The organism is Paraburkholderia sp. CI3, assembly GCF_050436505.1.
Classification (GTDB): domain Bacteria; phylum Pseudomonadota; class Gammaproteobacteria; order Burkholderiales; family Burkholderiaceae; genus Paraburkholderia; species Paraburkholderia tuberum.
The window spans coordinates 2,229,301-2,246,349 of the sequence record NZ_JBNDMI010000004.1; the positions used below are offsets into that span (position 1 = coordinate 2,229,301).

The 17,049-nt window shown below is 67.0% G+C and carries 13 protein-coding genes and 1 pseudogene; 10 read left to right on the top strand and 4 right to left on the bottom strand.

The features are described 5' to 3' along the window. Window positions 1-22: 22 nt before the first annotated feature. From OKW29_RS31670 to OKW29_RS31690, 5 genes are all read left to right on the top strand, one after another. A complete protein-coding gene (locus OKW29_RS31670) occupies window positions 23-1,051 on the top strand; it encodes an ABC transporter permease (RefSeq protein WP_260327827.1) in 1,029 nt (342 codons plus the stop codon). Then, window positions 1,048-1,944 (top strand): ABC transporter permease, encoded by an 897-nt coding sequence (locus OKW29_RS31675; RefSeq protein WP_187620041.1) that lies wholly within the window; start codon window positions 1,048-1,050, stop codon window positions 1,942-1,944. The genes OKW29_RS31670 and OKW29_RS31675 overlap by 4 nt, the downstream gene beginning before the upstream one ends. After that, complete coding sequence (locus OKW29_RS31680; RefSeq protein ID WP_429293807.1) at window positions 1,941-4,130, top strand: ABC transporter ATP-binding protein; 2,190 nt, start codon at window positions 1,941-1,943, stop codon at window positions 4,128-4,130. The genes OKW29_RS31675 and OKW29_RS31680 overlap by 4 nt, the downstream gene beginning before the upstream one ends. Before the next feature lie 420 nt (window positions 4,131-4,550). Then, window positions 4,551-5,384: a hypothetical protein gene (locus tag OKW29_RS31685; RefSeq protein ID WP_429293808.1), complete on the top strand. Its 834-nt coding sequence runs from the start codon at window positions 4,551-4,553 to the stop codon at window positions 5,382-5,384. A gap of 327 nt (window positions 5,385-5,711) precedes the next feature. Further along, on the top strand, window positions 5,712-6,173 hold the full coding sequence (locus tag OKW29_RS31690) for a Rap1a/Tai family immunity protein (protein ID WP_429293809.1): 462 nt from the start codon (window positions 5,712-5,714) through the stop codon (window positions 6,171-6,173). Window positions 6,174-6,266: 93 nt separating this feature from the next. Here the strand turns inward: OKW29_RS31690 and OKW29_RS31695 are convergent, their stop codons facing one another. Continuing rightward, complete coding sequence (locus OKW29_RS31695; protein WP_429293810.1) at window positions 6,267-7,112, bottom strand: aldo/keto reductase; 846 nt, start codon at window positions 7,110-7,112, stop codon at window positions 6,267-6,269. A 195-nt stretch (window positions 7,113-7,307) separates the two neighbouring features. Here OKW29_RS31695 and OKW29_RS31700 point away from each other — a divergent pair, with 195 nt between their 5' ends. Next, window positions 7,308-8,054: a GntR family transcriptional regulator gene (locus OKW29_RS31700; protein WP_013090333.1), complete on the top strand. Its 747-nt coding sequence runs from the start codon at window positions 7,308-7,310 to the stop codon at window positions 8,052-8,054. 66 nt (window positions 8,055-8,120) lie between these two features. Here the strand turns inward: OKW29_RS31700 and OKW29_RS31705 are convergent, their stop codons facing one another. Then, window positions 8,121-9,530, bottom strand: a complete 1,410-nt coding sequence (locus OKW29_RS31705) for a CoA transferase (RefSeq protein WP_429293811.1) — start codon at window positions 9,528-9,530, stop codon at window positions 8,121-8,123. Window positions 9,531-9,656: 126 nt separating this feature from the next. Here OKW29_RS31705 and OKW29_RS31710 point away from each other — a divergent pair. Next, window positions 9,657-10,900 (top strand): annotated as a pseudogene (locus OKW29_RS31710) (citrate/2-methylcitrate synthase). Between the two features lie 35 nt (window positions 10,901-10,935). Here the strand turns inward: OKW29_RS31710 and OKW29_RS31715 are convergent. Continuing rightward, on the bottom strand, window positions 10,936-11,241 hold the full coding sequence (locus OKW29_RS31715) for a DUF2917 domain-containing protein (protein WP_184023083.1): 306 nt from the start codon (window positions 11,239-11,241) through the stop codon (window positions 10,936-10,938). Between the two features lie 183 nt (window positions 11,242-11,424). On the opposite strand from OKW29_RS31715, the gene OKW29_RS31720 reads away from it, so the two are divergent. From OKW29_RS31720 to OKW29_RS31730, 3 genes are all read left to right on the top strand, one after another. Then, window positions 11,425-12,843 (top strand): PLP-dependent aminotransferase family protein, encoded by a 1,419-nt coding sequence (locus OKW29_RS31720; protein ID WP_429293812.1) that lies wholly within the window; start codon window positions 11,425-11,427, stop codon window positions 12,841-12,843. 129 nt (window positions 12,844-12,972) lie between these two features. After that, window positions 12,973-14,433 (top strand): multidrug transporter subunit MdtD, encoded by a 1,461-nt coding sequence (gene mdtD / locus OKW29_RS31725; protein WP_184072681.1) that lies wholly within the window; start codon window positions 12,973-12,975, stop codon window positions 14,431-14,433. Between the two features lie 309 nt (window positions 14,434-14,742). Beyond that, window positions 14,743-16,017 (top strand): EAL domain-containing protein, encoded by a 1,275-nt coding sequence (locus OKW29_RS31730; RefSeq protein ID WP_184023079.1) that lies wholly within the window; start codon window positions 14,743-14,745, stop codon window positions 16,015-16,017. On the opposite strand, the gene OKW29_RS31735 is transcribed toward OKW29_RS31730, so the two are convergent. Continuing rightward, window positions 15,973-17,028, bottom strand: coding sequence for a sigma-70 family RNA polymerase sigma factor (locus tag OKW29_RS31735; protein WP_429293813.1), 1,056 nt, complete (start codon window positions 17,026-17,028; stop codon window positions 15,973-15,975). The genes OKW29_RS31730 and OKW29_RS31735 overlap by 45 nt on opposite strands. Between the last annotated feature and the right edge of the window lie 21 nt (window positions 17,029-17,049).

Sequence of the window (17,049 nt, forward strand, 5' to 3'; positions counted from 1 at the left end):
GCTTTTCGCAGGAGAACTCACGATGTCGGCTCCGGCGCCCTCTCCCGCCTCGAATACATCGCGTATGCCGCGCGCGACGAACGGCAACGCGGGCCGCGTCGCGCGTTTTCTCGCGACGCGCGCGGGTCTTTCGCTGATCACGCTGTGGCTGCTGTCGGTGATCGTGTTCGCGGGCGGCCAGCTGCTGCCCGGCGATATCGGCCGCGCGGTGCTCGGGCCGCTCGCCGATGCGCGCGCGGTCGCCGCGCTCGATCATCAGCTCGGCGCCGACCGGCCGCTGCTCACGCAATACATCGACTGGATCACGCATTTCGTGCGCGGCAACATGGGGCTGTCGTACGCGTATCGCGAACCCGTCAGGCCGTTCATCGCCGATGCGCTCGGGCATTCGGCGAAGCTCGGTCTGCTCGCGTTCATCGTCGTCGTACCGCTCGGCATCGCGGGCGGCGTGTGGTCGGCGATGCATGCGGGGCGCTGGCTCGATCGCACGATCAGCATCGCCGGTTTGTCGGCGACCGTGGTGCCGGAGTTCGTGTCGTCGATCGTGCTGATTCTCGTGTTCGGCGTGTGGCTGCGCTGGCTGCCCATCGAGGCCTCATATCCGCCCGATGCGAGCGTGCTCGAACAGCTGCGGCATCTGGTGCTGCCGGTGCTGCCGCTCGTCCTCGTGTTCTTCGGCTACATCGCGCGAATGGCACGCGCGGGCACCGTCGAAGCGCTCGACGCCGACTACACGCGCACCGCCATCCTCAAGGGCCTGCCGCGCCACGTCGTGATCTGGCGGCACGTGCTGCGCAATGCACTGCTGCCGACGATCACCGTCGCCGCCACCCAACTCGGCTACATGATCGGCGGACTCGTGGTGGTCGAGACGCTGTTCCACTATCAGGGCATCGGCTCGCTGATCTACAACGCCGCCAAGGCGAAGGATTTTCCAATGCTCGAAGCGGGCGTACTGACGATCGGCGTCGTCTATACGCTTGCGAATCTGGTCGCCGATGCGCTGCACGTGCTGCTCAATCCGCGACTGCGGGTGAGGACCGCCGAATGAATACGACCGTGCCGCCGGCTTCATCGACGCCACCAGGCTCGCCCGCGCCAGGCGCACCGGGCTCCGAGCCGCGTTTCCCGCGCTTCCTCCTGCTCCTCGGTTCGCCGACCTTCATCGTGGGCGCGCTGATCGTCGCGTGGTGGATCGTCTGCGCGATCGCCGGGCCGTGGTTCGTGCACCTCGATCCGTACGCGTCCGATCCGCTCAATTCGCTGACGCCGCCCGATCGCACGCACTGGTTCGGCACCGATCAGCTCGGCCGCGACGTATTCTCGCGCGTGATCGTTGGCGCGCGCGACATCCTGACGATCGCGCCGCTCGCGACACTGCTCGGCACCGCGGCGGGCACCGCGCTCGGCCTGGTGGTCGGCTACTTCGACGGCTGGGTCGACGACGTGATCGGCCGCATGATCGACGCGGTGCTCGCGCTGCCGCTCGTGATCGTCGCGCTGCTCGCGCTCGCCGCGGTCGGTGCGTCGAACTTCACGGTGATTCTCGTGATCGGCACCACCTTCACGCCGATAACAGCCCGCACCGTGCGCGCCGCCGTGTTCGCAGAGCGGCATCTCGACTATGTGGCCGCCGCGCAGCTGCGCGGCGAACGCGCGCCGTACATCATGTTCGCGGAGATCCTGCCGAACGTGCTGCCGCCGATCGTCGTCGAAGCAACGGTGCGGCTCGGCTATGCGATCTTCGCGGTCGCGACGCTGTCGTTCCTCGGCTTCGGCATCCAGCCGCCGTCGGCCGACTGGGGGCTCGCGCTGTCCGAGTCGTACACATTGATGGCGGGCGGCGCGTGGTGGACCGTCGTGTTCGCGGCGGGCGCGATCGCGTCACTGGTGGTCGGCGTCAATCTGATCGCCGACGGCGTGCAGGGAGTGCTCGACCAATGAACGGCCCACCGCCCTCCTCGTTCGCCGCGTTCGACGTGTCGAAAAGCGATCGCACCGATGCGCTGACCGTGGTCGGCCTGACGGTCACCTACCGGATCCGCGGACGCGATCGCGAAGTGCTGCAGGACGTATCGTTTCGCGTGCGACGCGGCGAGGCGTATGGGCTCGTCGGCGAATCCGGTTGCGGCAAGTCGACCGTGGCAATGGCGACGCTGCGCTATCTGCCACGCAATGGCAAGGTGAAGGCCGGCAAGATCGTAATCGCCGGTGAGGACGTGCAGAAGCTGGGTGCCGACGCGCTGCGCAGCATGCGTGCGACGACCGTCTCGATGGTCTACCAGGACCCGGGGCGCGCACTGAATCCATCGCTGACGATCGCCCGTCAGGTTTCCGAAGCATTCGAGGCGGCCGGCGTCGCGCGCGACGAGGCGCTGCAACGCACGCTCGAGATACTCAAACGCGTCCGCATCGCGGCGCCCGAGCGCGTGATGAACAGCTATCCGCATCAATTGTCGGGCGGCATGCAGCAGCGCGTCGTGATCGCGATGGCGCTCGCGTCGAACCCCGCGCTGCTGATTCTCGACGAACCGACTACCGGCCTCGATGCGACCGTCGAAGCGGAAGTGCTCGACCTCGTCGCACGGTTGCGCGAGGAACTCGGCACCGCGGTGCTGTTCATCAGCCACAACCTCGCGGTGATCGGCCGCATGTGCGAACGCGTCGGCGTGCTGTACGCGGGCAAGCTGGTCGAGGAAGGCGCGACCCAGGACGTGTTCGCGCGGCCGCGTCATCCGTACACGGTCGGGTTGCTGCGCTGCCTGCCGACGGCCGGACGCAGCAAGGACAGCGAGCGGCTCGATACGATCGCGGGCGGCCTGCCTCTGCCGGGCTCGGTCACGCAGGGCTGCATCTATGCGGAGCGCTGCCGTCTCGCCGACGAGCGCTGCCGCCGCGACGCGCCGCCGCCCTATCGCCTCGGCGCCCGGCATGGCGATCAGATGGCGCGCTGCCACTATCACGAGCGTGCGATCGAACTGCCGCGTGCGACATCGAGCGCGGCGCCGGTGGCGGCCGCATCATCCAACGCGGCGCCGCGCGCGCCCTCTGGGCCGGTCTTGCGCGCCCGGAACCTGTCGAAAACATTCCACGTATCGGGCGTCCCGCTGCGCGCGGTCGACGACGTGTCGCTCGAACTCGCGAGCGGCGAGACGCTCGGCCTCGTCGGCGAATCGGGCAGCGGCAAGACAACGCTCGCGCGACTACTGCTCGGCCTGCTCGCACCCGATGCCGGCAGCGCGCTCGAACTCGACGGCGCCCCGCTCGCCGCGCGCGTCACGCGACGCAGCGACGAGCAGCTGAAATCGCTGCAGATCGTGTTCCAGAATCCGGACTCGGCGCTCAATCGCGCGCATTCCGTCAAGCGGCTGATCGGCCGTGCGCTCGCGCGCTTCACCGCGCTGCGCGGGCCCGAGATCGAAGCACGGCTCGCCACGCTGACGGACGCCGTGCGGCTGCCCGAGCGCTATCTGGACGCACGTTCACGCCAGCTTTCGGGTGGGCTCAAGCAGCGCGTCGCGATTGCGCGCGCGTTCGCCGGCGAACCACGCGTCGTCGTGTGCGATGAGCCGACTTCATCGCTCGACGTGTCGGTGCAGGCCGCGATTCTGAACCTGCTCGCCGATCTGCAGCGCGAGCGCAGCGTCAGCTACGTATTCATCTCGCACGATCTGCACGTGGTCCGCTATGTGTCGGATCGCATCGCGGTGCTCTACCTCGGCCGGCTGCTCGAAATCGGCCCGGCGGCGGCCGTGTTCGATGGACCGCAACATCCCTATACCGAGGCGCTGCTGTCCGCCGTGCCGACGCTGCCGGGCGACGGCGCGTGCGGCGAGGTGCATCAACGTACGCGTATCCGTCTCACCGGCGAGTTGCCCGGGCCCGGCGCGATGCCGTCGGGCTGCGTGTTTCACACGCGCTGTCCGCGCAAGCTCGGCACGATCTGCGAGCAGCAGGACCCGCCGTTTCTCGACGCGGACGGCGCCGCCAATCCGTCTTCCGCGCACCGGATTCGCTGCCATATTCCGGTCGCCACACTTCGCGAACTGCAAAGCGAGCCGCGCGACGACAACGCGAGCGGCCCGACGTATGGCGGCAACTCCGACGATGCGGCGGAAAACGCCAGCTAGCGTCGACTCGAACCTCATCGACGCACACCGCCCCTCTTAACGAATCCCGCGTCGGAACACGCTTTTGCGTCCGCGCGTTTCATCGTCGCAACGTTTTGAGGCGTTTTTCCGGCGTGCGCATCGCACATCCCGATATCGCCCGTGTCGCTTCAAGGCTTTGCGACGCGTGGCATGGATATCGCTAAATTAACAGCCAGAGATTCGAAGCCAAACCGGGCGCGCAACGCCGCGCATATCCGCACGACGAGCGTCACCACGCGATGGCGCGACCTCGCGCGATCAGCACGGCAGCGACGCACGGACAACTTCGACACAACGGACTGGGGGTTCGACAAGACCCGCGTGCAGGCAGGTCGGCCGGCGCTGGGACAGCTCGCGAAGGCGGCAGCGAGGTACCGTCCTTCGCTCTGGAGACCCGCGATGAAGACCGGAAAATCAGATCAGTACTACTGTGCAACGATGCGCGGCGCGGTGGTCCTCGCGGGGGTCGCGGTGTTGGCGGGCGGGACCGCGTACGGGGCGTCGACGGCCGTGATCCCTCGCTGGATTGTGCTGGCCGACCCGTCGCGGGCGCAACCCGGCGATTCAACGCCGCTGCTGCTCGCGCAGAACGACGGCGCGGCGACCGGCGCCGAGGCTGGCACGGCCACGGCCGCCGACGATGCCGCCTCGGTGTTTGCGCCGGCCGGCTGCGGCGGGCTCGGCGGTCCGGGCTGCGGGCGGCTCGGCGGCGGCAGTGGCAACGGCAGCGGTAATGGCGGCGCGGCGGGTTCGAGCAATAGCGGTGCTGGCGCAAGCGGCAACAGCGGCGCCGGGGCGGCGGGTTCAGGGAGCGGAAGTGGGAGTGGCGGTAAGGGAAATAGCGGTAGTGGTCGCGGCGGCGGAAGCGGCGGTGGCGGTGGCGGTGGCGGCGGTGGCGGCGGTGGCGGCGGTGGCGGAGGTGGCGGAGGTGGCGGAGGTGGCGGAGGTGGCGGAGGTGGCGGAGGTGGCGGCGGCGGAGGTGGCGGCGGTGGTGGCGGCGGAGGCGGAAGCAGCGGCGGCAGCGGGAGCGGCGGCTGCGGTTGCGGAGGCTCCAGCGGTGGCCCAGGTGGTGGCTTTGGCGGTGGCCCTAGCGGTGGTTTCGGCGGTGCGAATGGTGGTGGCTTCGGTGGTGGCTTCGGTGGCGGGTTCGGCGGAGGCTTTGGCGGAGGCTTCGGCGGCGGTCACGGAGGCAAGGGTGGCGGCAGTGGCAACGGTGGCGGGAACGGGCACTAGGCGTCGCCCGTTGCCCCGGGTAGGGAGTCCCCGCGCCCTACCCGCCGGCGACATGTCCCGGCATACTGTCCGCTATCCGCTGGCAACGGCGGTGATGTCCCGATCCCCCGGTCGGGCGTCACCGCCGGAGGCCGGTCGGAGCGGCCCGCCCGCCTTCGGCGCGCGCTGACGGAATGGCTCGGAGCGCGCGCGAGCCGCGCCTCGCGCCATCGCGCGAACCGCACCGCGAGCGGCGGAACACAACCTCCATTGCGTGCGAGTGTTATGGAACCAATCCGAGACGACCGCCTCATATCAAATTCACCGTTCGATATGAGGGCCCACAACATGCATAGAAGCGTCCCCCCCTCCGCGACCCGCACGGCAACCGCCGTGCTGACCGCTGCCGCCCTGGGCCTCGCATCGCTCGCCAATGCGCAAACACCCGCGCAGCCAATGGCGCAAACCTTGTCGCAAGCGGCACCACCGGTCGACCCGAGCTTCTCCGCCTACTCGCTCGTCCAGAGCTGCAAACAGCGCCACGACAACGTCGCGCAAGGGCAATGCGTCGGCGCGATCCGCGGCATCATCCACGGTTATCAATACGGCGTGCTGTTCCTCTCGCAACGAGCAACCCTCCCCGCCAACGAAACGCAGCGCGTGTCACTATGCCTGCGCGACGTGGCGGTGTCGTCGATCGTCGACGACTTCCTCGCCGATGCCGCCCAGGTGCCGGACGACGCGCTGCAGCACACCCCCGCCGAAGTCGCCGTGCTCGGCTCCGTGCATCAGCACCATCCCTGCACCTGAGCGCCGCGTCAGCGCGAGCGGCGTCATCGACGCCCACAGCGCTTCGAGCCTCGCGCGCCGCCGTTGCGCAACGGACGGCGGCCGCGCCGGCGCTTACAACATCTCCAGCGCACGCTTGCCGCGCGGCGGCTTGAAGTACGCGTCGAGCGCGGCGAGTTCGCCGGCTTCCAGCACCAGTTGCGACGCGCGATGGTTGTCCCGCACATGCTCGACGCGCGCCGCCTTCGGAATCGCGCAGACATTGGGCTTGCCCAGCACCCACGCGAGCGCCACCTGAAACACCGAGACGCCGCGCGCGTCGGCGATATCGTCGAGCGGCGAGCGTTTCGGCAGCCGCGCATGATCGACCGGGCTGTACGCCATCGCCGGCATGCCGCGCGCGGCGAGCCACGGCAACAGATCGAACTCCGGCCCGCGCCGCGCCACGTTATACAGAATCTGGTTGGTCGCGCACGCGTCGCCGCCTGGCGTCGCGACGAGTTCTTCCATGTCGTCGGTATCGAAGTTGCTGACGCCCCAGTGACGGATCTTGCCCGCGCGCCGCAGCGCCTCGAAGCCGTCGACGGTGTCCGCGAGCGGCACCGAGCCACGCCAGTGCAGCAGATACAGATCGAGCCGATCCGTTTTCAGACGCTTCAGGCTCTGCTCGCACGCGGCGATCAAGCCGCGCCGGCTGGCGTTGTGCGGATACACCTTGCTGACCAGAAACACCTTGTCGCGCAAACCCGCGAGCGCTTCGCCGAGCAGCGACTCGGTCGCGCCGTCGCCGTACATTTCGGCGGTATCGATCAGCGTCATGCCGAGTTCGATGCCGCAGCGCAGCGCATCGATTTCCGCCGCGCGTCGTGCCCGCTGCTCGCCCATTTCCCACGTGCCCTGCCCCAGTGCTGGCATGCGCTCGCCGCCCGGCAGGCTCACGCTTGCGATCTCGCTCGTCATGCTGACTCCTCGAAAGTGGCTCGATCCAGATGCGATACGCTGGCCCGCCGCCTCATCACGCAACGCATGCTACGAAAAACCTGGCGATGAGTTTAGCGGTTCCGCGGCCTCGCAACGGCGCGCCTGGCAAAAGCCCGCTATAACGGGACGCGCCGATGTTTTAAAATTGCCGCTTGCCCATCTTGCGTGAGCCCCATGACCTCTGCCTCGGAAGACCGCTGGCGCGACCTGCGCCCGGACCCGGAAAACGACACGCCGCTCTATCTGCAACTTGCCCGCAAGCTCGGCAGCGCGATCCACGAAAACCGCTGGAACGCCGGCGAGGCGCTGCCTTCGGAGCGCGTGCTGTCGGAGGCGCTCGGCGTGTCGCGCATCACGTCGCGCAAGGCGATCGCGCTGCTCGTGGAGCAGGGTTTGATCCGCCGCACCCAAGGCGCGGGCAGCTTCATCACGCCGCGCTACGAAGATCCGTTGTCGCGTCTGTCGAGCTTCAGCGAAATGCTGCGGCGGCGCGGCTTCACGCCGAGTTCGAAGTGGCTGTCGCGCGAAATCTCGCCGGCCAATCGCGACGAGGTGATCCAGCTGGGACTGTCGCCGGCCGCAGCGGTCACGCGGCTGCGGCGGCTGCGGCTCGCCGACGGCATCGTGATGGCGGTCGAGAATTCGACGTTCCCGGCCGCGGTGATTCCCGATCCACAGGCAATCGGCGACTCGCTGTACACGTATCTGGAGAATCGCGGACTGACGATCGTGCGCGCGTTGCAGCACTTCCGCGCGGTCAACGCGAGCGACGAGATCGCGCAGCAGATGAGCATCGCGCCGAACGAGGCGTTGCTGTTGATCACGCGCGTGGGTTATACGGCGGATCAACGCGCGATCGAACTGACGGACACGTACTGCCGCAACGATTACTACGACTTCGTGGCGGAGTTGCGAAAGTAAGCTGCGACACGGTGGGCGGTTAGGTACGCCGCGTTCCCAACCTGAACGCGCCGCCCGCTCCAACCGTCACGTCCACCGGGCTTCGTGCGCGCCGATGCGCGCCGGCGGCAGCGCATAAAACGCAGGCGTCTGCTCCAGTTCCTCCGCCGGCAACACGCCAAGCACACGCCCGAACTCCGATTGCACGCTCGCGACGCAATCGCGCACATCGTCGAGTGACACCTCGGGCGCCTGCTGCCCATCGGCCAGCAGCCCGAACGACCGCAGCCAACGCCCCGTCTGCGCAAGAGACACCTTCACATGCCAGCTGCCGCCCTCGCGAGCGCGCCGCGCGAGCGCGACCATCGCGCCGAACGCGGCCAGATAGCCGGTCGCGTGATCGAGCGCCTGACACGGCAGATGCCGCGGCTCGGCCGAACCCGCCGCCGCGCGTTCGGTCCACGCGATGCCGCTCGCCGACTGCACCAGACTATCGAAGCCGCGTCGCTGCGCCCACGGCCCTGTGTGCCCGTACGCGCACACCGAGACATAGACGATGCCGGGCCGCAGCCGCGCCAGTTCGTCCGGCCCGAAGCCGCGCGCCTTGAGCGCGCCCGGACGATAGGCCTGCAGGAACACGTCGGCATCGCGCGCGAGTCCGCGCAACGTGTCGCAGCCTGCCGCCTCGCGCAGATCGACGATTGCCGAACGCTTGCCGCGGCCGTTGTCGATCACGAGCGGCGCGATGTTCGGCAGATGCGGCCCGTTGATCGTCAACACCTCCGCGCCATGATGCGCGAGCGCGCGGCCGGCCACCGGTCCCGCGATGATCCGCGACAGATCCAGCACCCGCACACCCGCGAGCGGGCGGTCGATACCGGAGTCAACGTCAGCGGCGGCGTGGCGCGGCGGCTCGGCCGGGGCGTCGCCGATGCGCTCGATCTCGAACAGCGGCAAGCGCGCGATCGCTTTGGCCTGCTCGAGCGCGGCCCATTCGTCGGGCGTGCGAATCAAGGCGGCGCACAGGCCCGCGTCGGCGAGCGTTTGATCGAGCGTCGCGCCCTCCCAGCCGCGAATCGCGGCCGCCACCGAGGGCCGCCCATTGTCACAACCGAGCACCTCGAGCACGCCCTTCAAATGATGCGCAAAATTCGTATGCAGCTGGATCCAGCGGCCGTCGCCCGTTTCATAGAAGCCGGTGACCGGATCGCGCAGCGCGGGCGGCGGCCCATCGTCGATCCGCAAATAGCGTTCGCTGCGAAACGCCGCCAGCGCGCGACGCATCTGCACCGACACCTGTTGCAGGCGAGCGCTGCGCAAGCGCCAGTATTCGGCGGCGGCGAGGCCCGTCGCGGCGATGGTCGACGCCGCGAGGCTGCCGACACGGTAGACCGACGGCAAGCCGGGATCCGCGCCGGCGAGCGACACGGCGTGCAGCGCGACCGGATTGCAGCCGGCGAGGGTCCAGATGTGCTTGAGGGCGAGTTCGGGCGTCATGAGATCGGGCGCGCTGGCCGCGCGGACAGGAAGCAGGTACACCGAGTCTAAATTTGCGCCTTGCCGCAATCAATCTTGATTATGATAATCAACATATATTGATTTCTTCGGTTTATACGCACTTTTATGCCAGCCCCGATTTACCTGAGCGCCGCCGAAGCGGCCGCAACGCTCGGCGTCAGCGTGCCGACGCTGTACGCGTATGTGAGCCGGGGCATGCTCGGCTCGTCGCCGGATGCGCAAGGCAGGCATCGGCTCTACGATGCCGCCGAGGTGCGCCGCCTCGCGCGTCGCAAGGCGGACGGCAAACGCGCCGGCAAGGTCGCACAGAAGGTGCTCGACTGGGGCGTACCGGTGCTCGAATCGTCGATCACGCTGGTCGCGGACGGTCGGCTGCTGTATCGCGGGCACGATGCGATCGAGCTCGCGCGCAGTGCGTCACTCGAAGACGTCGCGGCGCTGTTGTGGGAATGCAGCGCGCGGCGCATCGCCGATGCGCCCGTCGTGCCGCTCGCCCCCGCGCAATGGGCCGCGTGGCTCAAGCTGTGGAGTGACAGCACGCCGCTCGATCGCGCGCTGGTGCTGCTGCCGGCCGCCGCCGCGCAGATGCCGCGCGTGTGGGCGCTCGGCCGCGATGCGCAGCTCGACACCGCGTGCGCCGTGATGCGGCTGCTGGCCGCCGCGATGCTGCCGGCGGCGCCGTCGAACGAACCGCTGCATCGGCAGATCGCGACAGCCTGGCGGGTGCGCAGCCGTCAGCAAAGCGGACTGCTGCGCGCGGCCCTGGTCGCCTGCGCGGATCACGAGCTGAACGCGTCGACGTTCACGGTCCGTTGTATCACGTCGACGGGCACGCACCTGTTCGGTGCGGTCGCGGGCGGGCTCGCGGCGCTTTCCGGGCCGCGTCACGGCGGCGAAACCGTGCGCATCGCCGCGCTGCTCGATGAGGCGTCGCGCTCGCCCGAGCTGGACCGCTATCTGGCGAACCGTCTCGCGCGTTACGAGCACGGCGCGCAAGGGCCGGTGCTGTCGGGCTTCGGTCATCCGCTCTATCCGGACGGTGATCCGCGCGCGCGGCTATTGCTGACGATGCTCGCCGACTGCGCGCCAGCCCGCTCGCCGCTCAACGAGGTGCTGCAGGTCGCGCGAGCGGTGCGCGACACGACCGGCGCGGAGAGCCGACGGTGGATTTCGCGCTTGCCGCGATCGAGCGCGTGCTCGGCTTGCGGAGCGGGGCCGCGTTCACGCTGTTCGCGCTCGGGCGGGTGGTCGGCTGGATCGCGCACGCGATGGAGCAGGCGCGCGATGGCCGGTTGATCCGGCCGCGGGCGCGGTATATCGGGGAGTATGAGGCGGGAGGTGCTGCTTAGGGGCCAGGAAGAGGCGGCTCGCCGTTCGCCCTGCATCAGACCACGCCCGGCCGACGCGCCAGCCAAGCCGGCATCGGCCAGCCGAATAGCAGCGTCGGCAACCTGCGTTCCGAGCCGCTCGCCAGCGCAAAACGCGCCCCGGCCCGCCCGGCGCTGATCCATGCCACCGATCCACGCGCCAACTCGATCGACTGCCCCGCCGCCAGCCAGTGATCCTCATGCTCGCCCTCGACGGTCAGCCAGACGTTGCCGCTGATCACCTTGAAAATCGTCGGACGCGCAACCCGCCAGGCCGTGACGGGCTCGCCATGTTCCAGCTCGAAAACTCGCACTTCTCGCATCGCCGTTCTCCTCGATGAACTTTCTGTTGTATCGATTATTGACGTGCGATGATCTGAGACCCATGCACAGTTCCGAACACTTTCATCGGAACTGTTCAGTCAAAAAACCGAACAGTTGGCATCGCTCGCGCGGCGCACGTTTAAAACTTTCGCGCTCGCAGGCCGGCGACAGAAGGCAAGCGTATGAAACTCGAAATCCAGCTCGATCGGGACAACGGCGTGCCGCTGACCGAGCAGATCGTCGCGGGCGTCTCGGCGTGGATCCGCTCGCGCAATGCGCATCCTGGCTCAAAGCTGCCGTCGATCCGCCAGTTCGCCGCCGACTTCGCCGTAAGCCGCTTTCCGGTGATCGAGGCATACGACCGGTTGGTGTCGCTCGGCTATGTCGACTCGCGCCACGGCTCCGGCTTTTACGTCGCCGATCGCCAACCGACGGACATGCGCTGCCAGGGCACTTCGGACCCGCGCCGCGCCGATGTCGAGTCGGACCATCTGCTCGAGCAATTCAACTTTCCGGGCGAGACGCTGAAGCTCAGCACCGGTTTCATCCCCGAAAGCTGGCGCGACATCGATGGCATTGCGCAGGCGATCCGCCACGTGTCGCGAACCGATCCGGCTAGCATGGTCGAGTACGCGACGCCACTCGGCAACCCGGTCTTGCGCGAACAGTTGCGCGGCCGCATTGGCCAGTTGGGCATCCAGGCAGACGCATCGCAGATTCTGATCACCAATGGCGCGAGCCAGGCGTTCGATCTCCTGGTGCGCTACATGCTCAAGCCAGGCGACACGATCTTTGTCGAGGACCCCGGTTACTACAACCTGTACGGCCTGTTGCGCCTGCACGGCATGAAGCTGATCGGCATTCCACGCACGGGCAATGGTCCCGACCTCGACGCGATGCAGGCGCAACTGAAGCTGCACCGGCCCAGATTGCTGCTCGTCAACACCGTGTTCCACAATCCGACCGGCACCACGGTCGCACCGCAGGTCGCATTCCGTTTGCTGCAAATGGCGCGAGAGCATGGCTTCCAGATCATCGAGGACGATATCTACGCGGATTTTCAGACCGAGCTCACCGACCGCCTGGCCACCCTCGACCAACTCGAACAGGTGATCTACATCGGCGGATTGTCGAAAACGCTGTCGTCTTCGCTACGGGTCGGCTGCGTGGTTGCGAGTCACGCGATCATCAAGGACCTGGTCGACATCAAGATGCTGACGAGCATCGGCTGTTCGCGCTTTGCCGAAGCGGTGGCGGTGTCGATGCTGGAGCGCGGCGCATATCGCAAATATCTGGAGCGACTGCGCCGCCAGATGCGCGGCGCGCTCGGCTCGACCGTCCAGACACTCGAAGATGCCGGCTGGGAGATCTTCGAAGAACCAGCGGGCGGCAAGTTCGTGTGGGCACGCGTGCCGCATGTCGCGGACGCCGAGCGGCTCGTTGAATGCGGCGTGCCCCTCGGAGTAACGGTGCTGCCTGGACAGTACTTCAGGCCGAACCGGGAGGTGAGCCCGTGGATCAGAATTCATGTGGCGTTTGGCAACGAGCCACGGGCGCAGGCGTTTTTTCATGCGGCGGCGCAGTTGCCGCCTGATGCGTGAACACGGCGCGGAGCGCGGCCGTGACGCAGCGCCGACACCCGCGCAACGCTGCGCCGCCCGCTGCGCCGGGACCCGCTTTTCCCTAGAATAGCGAGTCCCAGCCCGACCGAGCGCGCCCAGCCGCCTCATATGTCCACGACGCCGCCTCCGCCCGCCCTCGCTCCCGATATCCCCTCGGGTCCTTCGCCCCGCTCGCTGACCGTGATGCTGTGGCTGGTCGCCACTGGCTTCTTCATGCAGACGCTCGATTCGACGATCGTCAACACCGCGCTGCCCGCGATGGCGACAAGCCTCGGCGAGCTGCCGCTGCGCATGCAATCGGTGGTGATCGCCTACTCGCTGACGATGGCAGTGATGATCCCCGTGTCCGGCTGGCTCGCTGACAGACTCGGCACGCGGCGCGTGTTCTTCAGTGCGATCCTCGTGTTCGCGGTGGGCTCGTTGCTGTGCGCAAACGCGCATACGCTGAACCAACTGGTGCTCTTTCGCGTTCTGCAAGGCGTGGGCGGCGCGATGCTTCTGCCGGTTGGGCGGCTCGCGGTGCTGCGAACCTTTCCGGCTGAGCGCTATCTGCCGGCGTTGTCGTTCGTGGCGATTCCGGGGCTGATCGGACCGTTGATCGGACCGACGCTCGGTGGCTGGCTCGTCAAGATCGCGTCGTGGCACTGGATCTTTCTGATCAACGTGCCGGTGGGCATCGTGGGCTGCATCGCGACGTTTATCTTCATGCCGGATAGCCGCAACGAACACACGGGCAAATTCGACCTTGGCGGCTACCTGTTGCTGGTGGTGGGCATGGTGGCGATTTCGTTCGCGCTCGACGGCCGCACCGAGTTCGGCATTCAACATGCGACGGTGCTGGTGCTGCTAATTCTGAGCATGGCGTGCTTCGTTGCGTATGGGCTGCACGCGGTGCGCGAGCCCGCGCCGATCTTCCCGCTCGATCTGTTCAAGATCCACACGTTTAGCGTTGGGCTGCTCGGTAATCTGTTCGCGCGGATCGGCAGCGGCTCGATGCCCTACCTGATTCCACTGCTGTTGCAGGTGAGCCTCGGCTATAGCGCATTCGAAGCCGGGCTGATGATGCTGCCCGTGGCGGCCACGGGCATGGCGACGAAGCGCCTCGTGACGAAGCTGATTCTGAAGTACAGCTACCGGCGCGTGCTGATGGCGAACACGATTCTGGTCGGCCTGATGATGGCGAGTTTCGCGCTCACGAGCACGCATCAGCCCCTGTGGCTGCGGCTCGTGCAACTGGCGATCTTCGGCGGCGTGAACTCGATGCAGTTCACCGCGATGAACACGTTGACGTTGAAGGACCTCGGCACCGGCGGCGCCAGCAGCGGCAATAGCCTGTTTTCGCTCGTGCAGATGCTTTCGATGAGTCTCGGCGTGACGGTGGCCGGTGCGTTGCTGACAACCTTTACCGGGATCATGCAACGCGTGACCGGCGCCAATTCGCTGCCCGCGTTTCATGCGACGTTCCTCTGTGTCGGCATCATCACCGCATGCTCGTCATGGATCTTTGCGCAGTTGTCGCCGGAGATTCGCACGCCCGCGAAAAAGACCGATCCTTCGGAACGTACTTGAAAGCCGCACGAGCCAGGACGACGCATCCTCGTGCACTCGCGAACGGATTTCCGGGCATCGCTCCGCGCAGCACCCTCGCACAGCGTCGCCGACCCGCAACAGGGCGCGTCCCGCACCAGCGAAGTGCGCGTTATCGTCTTCGTACCGCGGCGGGCGCACAATGATTTCCTCGGAGCATTGCTGGTGGACGCTCGAGCTGTGTTCGAACACTCGCATAGTTCTTGCTCGTCTATCCTGTAAACTCTTGGTCTGCGCGCGCGAACTCCTGCCTGGCCCAGCAAGCGCCGCCATTTCCACACGACTGACACGATGAGCATGATCGAACTCGATCCTCCCGGCTTCCAGCCACCACGCCCGATGGCCGGCGACGAAGGCTCCCGGCGTACCGTTCTCTATGGCGGCTACACCGTTTTCAGCGTGTTTCAGCCGGTCTTTTCGGTATCGCACCGGCGCGCGATCGGGTATCACGCGTCGCTGCGCGTACACGACGAGCATGAGCGGCAAGTGCCCTCGCACGAAGTCTTTACGCAGGCCGCGCGACGCGGCGATCTGCTGGAACTCGGACGGCTGGCCGAATCGCTGCACCTCGGCAACTTCAACGCATTCGACAGCCACGACGAATGGCTCTTCCTCAGCCTGCATCCGGCCGCACTGATGGACACCAGTTACGGTGACGCGCTGCTTGCCAGCCTGAAGGCGCTCGGCCTGCCGCCGCAGCGCGTGGTGCTCGAAGTATCCGAACAGGCTGGCGGCGAAACCACGCGCTTCGCCGAAATCGTCGATTCGCTGCGCAAGTCCGGTTTCCTGATCGCTCTCGACGGCTTTGGCGCCAAGCATTCGAACATCGACCGGGTGTGGAATCTGCGGCCGGACATCGTCACGCTCGACCGCTGCATCCTCGCGCAAGCGAGCGAACACTCGCATATCGAGCGCGTGTTGCCGGGCCTCGTCTCTCTGTTGCACGAGTCTGGGCAACTGGTGCTGATGGGCGGTCTGAGCACCGAACGTGATGCGCTGATCGCGCTCGAATGCAATGTCGACTTCGTCCAGGGCGCATTTTTCGCGGGTCCGAGCGTCGAACCCGTCAAGCCGCAAGTTGCCGCTGGCCTGATGGATTCGCTCTCCGCTTCGCTGCGCGAACGCGTTGCCGCTCGAGAGAAAGCGCAATCCGCGCGGCTCGCGCCGTATGTCACGGCGCTCGAGGCAGCCGCCGCGCAGTTGGTTGCCGGGGAATCGATCACGCAGGCGACCGCACCTCTGCTCGCGCTCGGAGAAACGGCGCGCTGCTTTGTTTTGGACGGTTCGGGGCGGCAGATCGGCGACAACGTGCTGCCGCCGGGCCGCACATCGCAACGCGCAAAGCGCTTCAGCCCGCTGCTGCATTCCGAAGGCGCGAGTTGGGAGCGCCGCCCGTACTTCATTCAGGCGATGCGTCAACCGGGGCGGGTTCATCTGACGCCGCCGTATCTGTCGATCAACGAAGCGCATCTGTGCGTGACCGCCTCGATTGCCGCGCACACGTCGCATGGTACGCAGGTGCTATGCGTCGACATCAACTGGGAAGTCGCGGCTCACCGTAACTGACGCCCCCGTATGGTCCTTGATGCGGGCAAGCAGTTCCGTGACCGCATCACGGCCCAGCATCCGGTTGGCCGCCTGCAGATGCGCGGCGCTGGTCAGGATGCGCAGCGAGACGATTTTCGCCGAAAGGTCCGTTTTGCCATCCGTCACCACGTCGATTAACCCGACGATGTCGCCGTCGCAGAACAGTGCGATGCACACCGCACCCGCCATCGACACCACCTCGGCATGGCTCGCCTGTTGCGCGAGCGATGTGACTACAGCCATCCACTTCGGACCTGAACCCGGTTCGCGGTCGCATTGCGCTTCGGTTTCAGGCGTTGGCCCTTGTGCTCGAAGGGCCGGGTTGGCTGTGGGGAACGGAGGGGGCGGAGCGTACAAAGGTACGTCGCTGATCAGTTGCGGCGCATCGCTGAAAAGCTGTAGCAAGCCCGCCCGGTCTTGCGATTCGAGCGCCGCGCGCAAACGCTCGACGATTCGCCCATGCACCGCCGGATCGGGTCGCTCCAACGGCGCCCCCGCACGTCTCAGACGCTCCTTGGCGCGATGAACCATTTGCCGGCAAGCGGCCGGTGTGCGCTCGAGAATCGAGGCGATTTCCGCATAACCACACTCGAACGCTTCATGCAGGATGAGCGCCGCACGTTCGTCTGGCTTCAGATGTTCGAGAAGCAGCATCACGCCGTACGACATATCTGCCGCTCGCAACGCCAACTCCTCCGCCGATGGTGCGACCTCGTCGAGCCACGGCTCCGGCAACCAGCCGCTAGCCTGTGACGCACGCTCGCGCTGTACATGCCGCAGACGGTCGATCGCCGTGCGCGTGGTGAGCGTGGTGAGCCACGCGACCGGCGTTTGCACCGCCTGCGTATCGGCCAAGTGCCATTTGAGCCAGACATCCTGCACCACGTCTTCGGCCTCCGCGCGACTGCCGAGCATCCGGTATGCGAGTGCCAGCAGACGGGCGCGCGCGGCCTCGAAACTGGATGCCTTGTCGATTCCCTGTTCCGTCATGCGTAGACCTCCCGATGGTGC

Bases quoted from the DNA above. Each gene is read 5' to 3' on its own strand.
- OKW29_RS31705 (WP_429293811.1), bottom strand. From the start codon at position 9,530: ATGACGCCCGAACTCGCCCTCAAGCACATCTGGACCCTCGCCGGCTGC.
- OKW29_RS31700 (WP_013090333.1), top strand. From the start codon at position 7,308: ATGACCTCTGCCTCGGAAGACCGCTGGCGCGACCTGCGCCCGGACCCG.
- OKW29_RS31690 (WP_429293809.1), top strand. From the start codon at position 5,712: ATGCATAGAAGCGTCCCCCCCTCCGCGACCCGCACGGCAACCGCCGTG.
- OKW29_RS31675 (WP_187620041.1), top strand. From the start codon at position 1,048: ATGAATACGACCGTGCCGCCGGCTTCATCGACGCCACCAGGCTCGCCC.
- OKW29_RS31730 (WP_184023079.1), top strand. From the start codon at position 14,743: ATGAGCATGATCGAACTCGATCCTCCCGGCTTCCAGCCACCACGCCCG.
- OKW29_RS31720 (WP_429293812.1), top strand. From the start codon at position 11,425: ATGAAACTCGAAATCCAGCTCGATCGGGACAACGGCGTGCCGCTGACC.
- OKW29_RS31695 (WP_429293810.1), bottom strand. From the start codon at position 7,112: ATGACGAGCGAGATCGCAAGCGTGAGCCTGCCGGGCGGCGAGCGCATG.
- OKW29_RS31735 (WP_429293813.1), bottom strand. From the start codon at position 17,028: ATGACGGAACAGGGAATCGACAAGGCATCCAGTTTCGAGGCCGCGCGC.
- mdtD (WP_184072681.1), top strand. From the start codon at position 12,973: ATGTCCACGACGCCGCCTCCGCCCGCCCTCGCTCCCGATATCCCCTCG.
- OKW29_RS31670 (WP_260327827.1), top strand. From the start codon at position 23: ATGTCGGCTCCGGCGCCCTCTCCCGCCTCGAATACATCGCGTATGCCG.
- OKW29_RS31685 (WP_429293808.1), top strand. From the start codon at position 4,551: ATGAAGACCGGAAAATCAGATCAGTACTACTGTGCAACGATGCGCGGC.
- OKW29_RS31715 (WP_184023083.1), bottom strand. From the start codon at position 11,241: ATGCGAGAAGTGCGAGTTTTCGAGCTGGAACATGGCGAGCCCGTCACG.
- OKW29_RS31680 (WP_429293807.1), top strand. From the start codon at position 1,941: ATGAACGGCCCACCGCCCTCCTCGTTCGCCGCGTTCGACGTGTCGAAA.